This window comes from Fusibacter paucivorans, from assembly GCF_018390735.1.
In the GTDB taxonomy this organism is placed as follows: domain Bacteria; phylum Bacillota; class Clostridia; order Peptostreptococcales; family Acidaminobacteraceae; genus Fusibacter; species Fusibacter paucivorans.
Window position 1 is genome coordinate 1 of record NZ_JAHBCL010000067.1, and the last position, 5,810, is coordinate 5,810.

Annotated in this window: 7 protein-coding genes; 5 read left to right on the plus strand and 2 right to left on the minus strand. The window is 31.4% G+C overall.

What is annotated here, in order from left to right:
* Positions 1–330: 330 nt before the first annotated feature.
* Both KHM83_RS19335 and KHM83_RS19340 read left to right on the plus strand, forming a co-directional pair.
* Positions 331–1,080 carry an FRG domain-containing protein gene (locus tag KHM83_RS19335; protein ID WP_213238680.1) on the plus strand — a complete coding sequence of 250 codons (750 nt, stop codon included), beginning with the start codon at positions 331–333 and terminating at the stop codon, positions 1,078–1,080.
* 2 nt (positions 1,081–1,082) lie between these two features.
* Positions 1,083–2,252: a DUF262 domain-containing protein gene (locus KHM83_RS19340; RefSeq protein WP_213238681.1), complete on the plus strand. Its 1,170-nt coding sequence runs from the start codon at positions 1,083–1,085 to the stop codon at positions 2,250–2,252.
* Between the two features lie 109 nt (positions 2,253–2,361).
* On the opposite strand, the gene KHM83_RS19345 is transcribed toward KHM83_RS19340, so the two are convergent.
* Together KHM83_RS19345 and KHM83_RS19350 are read right to left on the minus strand one after the other, a co-directional pair.
* The gene (locus KHM83_RS19345; protein WP_213238682.1) at positions 2,362–2,751 is read right to left on the minus strand and encodes a transposase; all 390 of its coding nucleotides are present in this window, start codon (positions 2,749–2,751) and stop codon (positions 2,362–2,364) included.
* A gap of 18 nt (positions 2,752–2,769) precedes the next feature.
* Positions 2,770–3,102 carry a hypothetical protein gene (locus KHM83_RS19350; RefSeq protein ID WP_213238683.1) on the minus strand — a complete coding sequence of 111 codons (333 nt, stop codon included), beginning with the start codon at positions 3,100–3,102 and terminating at the stop codon, positions 2,770–2,772.
* 339 nt (positions 3,103–3,441) lie between these two features.
* On the opposite strand from KHM83_RS19350, the gene KHM83_RS19355 reads away from it, so the two are divergent.
* The 3 genes from KHM83_RS19355 to KHM83_RS19365 all read left to right on the plus strand — a co-directional run bounded on the left by KHM83_RS19355 (position 3,442) and on the right by KHM83_RS19365 (position 5,605).
* Complete coding sequence (locus KHM83_RS19355; RefSeq protein WP_213238684.1) at positions 3,442–4,179, plus strand: hypothetical protein; 738 nt, start codon at positions 3,442–3,444, stop codon at positions 4,177–4,179.
* Between the two features lie 211 nt (positions 4,180–4,390).
* Positions 4,391–5,254 (plus strand): alpha/beta fold hydrolase, encoded by an 864-nt coding sequence (locus KHM83_RS19360; RefSeq protein ID WP_213238685.1) that lies wholly within the window; start codon positions 4,391–4,393, stop codon positions 5,252–5,254.
* 144 nt (positions 5,255–5,398) lie between these two features.
* Entirely contained in the window at positions 5,399–5,605 is a 207-nt protein-coding gene (locus tag KHM83_RS19365; protein WP_213238686.1) for a hypothetical protein, read from the plus strand.
* Positions 5,606–5,810 lie beyond the last annotated feature (205 nt).

A 5,810-nucleotide genomic window follows, 5' to 3' on the forward strand; every position in this document is an offset into this window, starting at 1 on the left:
TCTTTTGAAAATTGCTTTTGATTTTTTGTTCCCATGAGCCTTCTCCTTTTGAATTGGGTTTATTATATCTTGTATTCTAAAAAGACTCAACTTTACTTGTCCTATTTTTATACTATCATCAGTTTTAGTATGATTTACTTTACATAAATATTATTGTTTTCTGAATAATCAGACCACATGGGCATGGCATATTTATTGGAAGTTATAAATTCTAAGGAGTAGTATAGTATGTATTTATGTAATATTACGTGAATTCTGATATATTTACCTTATTTACGTGATAAGGCGGTAATACTGGCGTTAGGCTAAATAAATCATAGGAGAGGATAAATGGAAATAGTAAAAATAAAATCACTAAGTGAATATATGGAATTTGTTGAGGACTTAGATAAAAACTTTTGTTTATCAAGAGGGCAAACAAAGGAATATAGCTTATTACCATCAGGATTAAGATTTGATGAGAACAAGAAAAGAAAATATTCAAAAAAACTATTATGTTACTATTTGGATGAATTTAAAATCAATTCATATAATTACATAGAGAAACCTGGGGATATTATCAATGATATTGAATGGATGATCTATGCTCAACATTATGGACTGCCAACGTATTTATTAGATTTTAGTAGAGCACATATCATTTCATTAATGTTCTCAGTAGAAAATGCTTTTCAATTAGTAAATGATGAAAATATTTCAAATTCAGAAGTATATTTTTTGAATCCATATGAATTAAATCGAAAATTTGCTAAATATTCTGATGTAATAACAACATTTGATAAAATTCCACTGAACGTTGATGGTCCAATAGCAATCCAAGCAAGAAAAATGAATCATAGAATTAATGCTCAAAATGGTCTTTTTGTAAAATTTGAAGATGGTGATGAACCGTTAGAAAATGTAGGTGACGATGAAATTCTAAAAAAAATCATCATAGAGCCAGATAGCAAAAGGAAAATACTTACTTCAATTTTCAATATGGGAATTGGTTTTTCTCACCTTTATCCAGAATTAAGTTATGTAGTTAAAGATATTATTGCTAAAAGAAATATAATTGAATTTCAAGAGGAGGATTACTAGGAATGACAGAAAAATTACAATATATAATTAATCCGAAGGAACAGAATTTATCAATTCAAGTTTTAGTTGAAAGAATAAGAAATGGTTTTGAGTTACAAGAGATTCAAGAAGAATTAACTGATGATGAGATATTAAAATATAACGATTCAATAATTATTGAACCTGATTATCAAAGAGATTATAGATCTACGATAAAAGATGAAAGTTCTTTAATTGAATCTATATTAGTAGGGATACCAATTCCACCAATATTTTTGGCGAATTCATTATTAAATGGTGTACAAGTTATGAATGTTATAGATGGGCAACATAGGTTGAGAGCGTTTTATCGATTTTATAATAATAAATTTGCATTAGAAGGATTAACTATATTAAAAAATTACGATGATAAAAACTATAAAAGTTTTGATATGGATGAAAAAAGAAAATTTATCAGTAAAGAAATATCAATGATATTATTTAAAGATTTTCCTGGTGATGAATTTGAGATTGAAATTTTTAGTAGATATAATAAAGGAACAAAACCATTAACACCTCAAGAAATCAGACATGCAGTTTATAATTCTGAAATTAATCAATATGTAAATAGGTTTTCAAATAAATTATATAAAGAACCGTCTATGTACTTATCAAAGGCATACAATGTTACTCGAGATAGAATTCAGAAGAAAAAATTGCAAGAAAGTATTTTCGTAGTACTAAGCATTTTAGAAACTGGAATAAAAAGTGAGATTTCGAAATCTCCTCAATATGCAGAACATTTCATGAAAGAAAAAGCAGAGTTGCAAAAAGAGAATTTTGAAGAATTTCAAACCAACTATCGTAAACTCACATTGATGTTTGATTCTTTCAATAAATTTCTTATTTCATTAAGTGATTATTACGAGTATCCATTTTCTAAAGAGATTTATGGCATTTCAAATAGAAACTATAAATTTCAAATATCTATAGCAATGATACTTGCTGCTTTTTATCATAAACTAAGCATTACAATTAAAAGTATAGATAAAATTAATGAATCAATAGATTTAAATTTGTTTGTACTTTATATTGATGACTTTTTAAATAATTCCTTTTTAGAAGATCCTACATATAGTGCTTCAAGTACAAATCCTACAGCTCTAATTAGTTTAATTAATGAAGCCGATATAAATTTTTTTCTAAAGAAATGATTTGCTTCGCTTAAACCAGCTAATACTTGTCAGTAAAATGTAAAAAAGCTTGATATTCGTGTTTTTGAGCATAGTAAATAAGCCTCGTGTCTGAGACTTTAAGAATATGCTATGATTGACTTATAAATGTAGTATTGCTCTTCAATATGCCAAAAATAATCCTTAAAAGTTTGCATGATGTTGCGGTAAATGCTACGCGTTTAGTTTTTCCCTGTTCAAGCAAATGGTCATAAAAATCTCTGAGGACCTTGTTTGAAGTCCCTGTTGATTGATTGCTAATACCAGCAGTTACAGTCATATAAAGTACTTTTCTAAGATAGGGCGTGCCGCGTTTAGATATTTTACCGCTACGCGCTAGATATTTACCAGATTGAAAGACTAACGTATCAAGGCCGGCAAAAGCAGTCAATTGTTTCTTAGAAGGAAAACGGCTAATATCGCCGATTTCAGATAGTATGATCAAAGCTATTACTTCACCGATTCCTGGAATGGATGTCAAAAGTTCGTAATAAGGGGATTATATCGCAACTGTGTTCATTTGAGTACAAATATCGTTTAGTGTGTCTTGCATGTGCAGAATGAGTTCTGCATAGTATGAAAGCATTGGAACTTGTGCCGAATGTGCGACAGAGCCGTGCTTGACAGCATCAATGATCTTATAGGCTTTGTCTATGTGCCAAGCATTCGTTCTTTTAGATGAGTGAAAGGAACGAATAATCTCATCAACAGAGGCATTTAACACACTTTGAGGCGTCGGAAAGACAAGAAAAAAGCGAATTGTGCTTTTGCATCTAACACTAAAAAAGACATGATTAAAATTTGGATAGACGAGATCAACAAGTGTGTGCATCCTAACAACCAATTCTTGATAAGTAGTATCCAAACCATCGTACTATCTGGCGAGGAAATGGAGCTTTTCGAATACAATTTCAGCAGGCACAAAAGGTGTGGGCATTTGTGTGTAAAAGCATGTACAATACGGTGTGTATCCAGTGGATCAGTTTTGTTTTTACGAAGTGATTTAGATTTTCTAAGACTGGTTGTGAAGGGATTAAGCACATAGACTTCAAATCCATGTTGAAAGAAAAATTCAGTAAGGATAGAAACGATTGCTGCAATAAACAAACGAAGCTCAGAAGCATGTAGAATCGCGGACAAAACGTTAAACAACAGTTTTTTGTGAGGTAGTATGGAAAATAAAATCATTTTATTTATAGAATTAGTTTCAAAGATTATTGTAATAATTCCTGCATTAATCAGTACATTTTCTATAATAAAGCCTTATGGAGGAATTAGAAAGAGTAACAAAATTAGTCAACGATACCAAAATCGATCATTTGGAAAATTATTAAATTCAATTTTAATATCATTATCATTAACTTTAGTAATTTTCTTTTTAGAAATCAATTATTTAACTAGAGACGTTAACGGCATTGCTGATATTTCCCAAAAAAAACTGTTTTTAATTTTGTTATTAAGTACTCTAATAACTGTCGCATTAATCAAGGGATTATCAGTTTTAAATATTGACTATAAAAATCGTGTTAAGAAGTGGCTTGTTGTTCTGACGCTTTCGTTTGGTTCATCAACATATTTAATAATTAGTTTAAATATTTATAAAGCTAATAACACAGACCAAAATCTTTTAATTGTTTTTTTTACATTAATATTTATCTTATCTGCTATTTTAATGAGTACTGCATCAGTTTTATTTTTAAATCTGATCATGAGAAGAGAATATTTAAAACTAGAGTTTAAGGTATATTTAAATAATGGACATTTCTATAATTGTGATGAAATATATGAGTTCAAAAATCATATTACATTAGCAGTTCAATCAAAAGATAATAAAACAAATGTTTATATGGAAGTACCAAGAAATAATATTGGTAGTATTAGCATAAAATCAATTGCTGAAATCAATTAAATATAGTTTTGAAATTAAACCGTCGCCTAAACCAGCTAATACTTGTCAGTAGAAATGCAAAAAAAGTTTGATATTCGTGTCTTTGAGTATACTAGATAAACTTCGTGTCTTGACAAAGGGGGTGCATTATATTCAATTATATATTATTATTGTTATTATGTAATTTTAAGATTAAGTACGATGCAAACCCTATACGAATCGAGGTGAACCCATGACAACCATCTACAAAAAAAGCAACAGTAAAGCAATCGTTCTTTCTCTCTATGATGAGCAAATGAAAAGCTTAGGCATGCCTTATGAAGATATTTTTGTGAATACATCCTTTGGCAAAACGCATGTGGTGAAAATAGGGAATGATGCTGGAAAGCCGCTGTTTTTACTGCATGGCGGCAATTCGACAACTGCGCATAATTTGTGTTTCAGTGATTATCTTCTGAGTGAATTTCAGGTCTATGCCGTTGACATCATTGGTCACCCGGGCAAAAGTGATGAAGTTTCACTGTCTGCAAAGGGCTATGACTATGGGAAGTGGGCGAGTGACGTGATTGGTGCATTGGGCTTTACGCAAATGCTTTGCTGTGCGGGCTCATTTGGTGCGGGGATCTTCGCAAAACTAATGTGCTATGCGCCAGAAAAGGTTGAACGCGTCATATTACATATTCCATCAGGTATTAACAATGCATTGTCCATAAAGAGCATGCAAATGGCTGTTCCTATGGTTCAATACACACTGACCGGTAAAAAATCGTATTTAATCAAGTGTATTTTGCCAATGGCATTAACAGAAGAAAACATTGATGATCTGACGTATCAGACCGTCAAATGCATTATGGACAATGTGAAGGTCAAATCAGGCATGCCAAGTAACGTCGATGAAGAAGACATGAAAAAATGCTTGGCGCCGACGCTGGTAATGGCTGCCGAACTCGATTGTCTGTTTCCAGCAAGTTTAGTGATTCCAAGAGCTGAGAAAATCATTCCAAACTGCCAAACGTATTTAGTTGAAAAGCGAGGGCACTTACATGCGCTTACCGAAAGCGAAAAGCATATGATGGTTGAATTTTTAAATGCATAAATCAATCAACATAGAAATGTCACAACCAACTTATTTCACAGCGGTTTTGTCAAACCTGAAACGCTTCATTTTCAGGTTTGTTTTACTGCTTGTAGCAATTATAAAAGGGCACATTAATACACACATATCACACAAGGAGATCATATGAAGTTCAAGCTCACCACACTAACAATCATTCTATTTTTTGCCATGTCAACGTGCACATTTGCAGACACTTTAAAGACAATTGCCTATAATGATCCCGTCTTAATTAACTGGGAAAACATTATAGATGAATACCCGCCAATGTTATATGGCGACGTCATTTACTTGCCTTTAACATGGCAAATAACACAAGCACTTGGTTTATGATGATAGTATAAAAATAGGACAAGTAAAGTTGAGTCTTTTTAGAATACAAGATATAATAAACCCAATTCAAAAGGAGAAGGCTCGTGGGAACAAAAAATCAAAAGCAATTTTCAAAAGAATTTAAACAAGATGCTGTCAATTATTACTATTCATCTGGCAAAACAGGCGAGGAAGTAGCAAAAGAACTCAAAATCGGAAAATCAAC

Bases quoted from the DNA above. Each gene is read 5' to 3' on its own strand.
- KHM83_RS19335 (WP_213238680.1), top strand. From the start codon at position 331: ATGGAAATAGTAAAAATAAAATCACTAAGTGAATATATGGAATTTGTT.
- KHM83_RS19340 (WP_213238681.1), top strand. From the start codon at position 1,083: ATGACAGAAAAATTACAATATATAATTAATCCGAAGGAACAGAATTTA.
- KHM83_RS19350 (WP_213238683.1), bottom strand. From the start codon at position 3,102: ATGCACACACTTGTTGATCTCGTCTATCCAAATTTTAATCATGTCTTT.
- KHM83_RS19355 (WP_213238684.1), top strand. From the start codon at position 3,442: ATGGAAAATAAAATCATTTTATTTATAGAATTAGTTTCAAAGATTATT.
- KHM83_RS19360 (WP_213238685.1), top strand. From the start codon at position 4,391: ATGACAACCATCTACAAAAAAAGCAACAGTAAAGCAATCGTTCTTTCT.
- KHM83_RS19365 (WP_213238686.1), top strand. From the start codon at position 5,399: ATGAAGTTCAAGCTCACCACACTAACAATCATTCTATTTTTTGCCATG.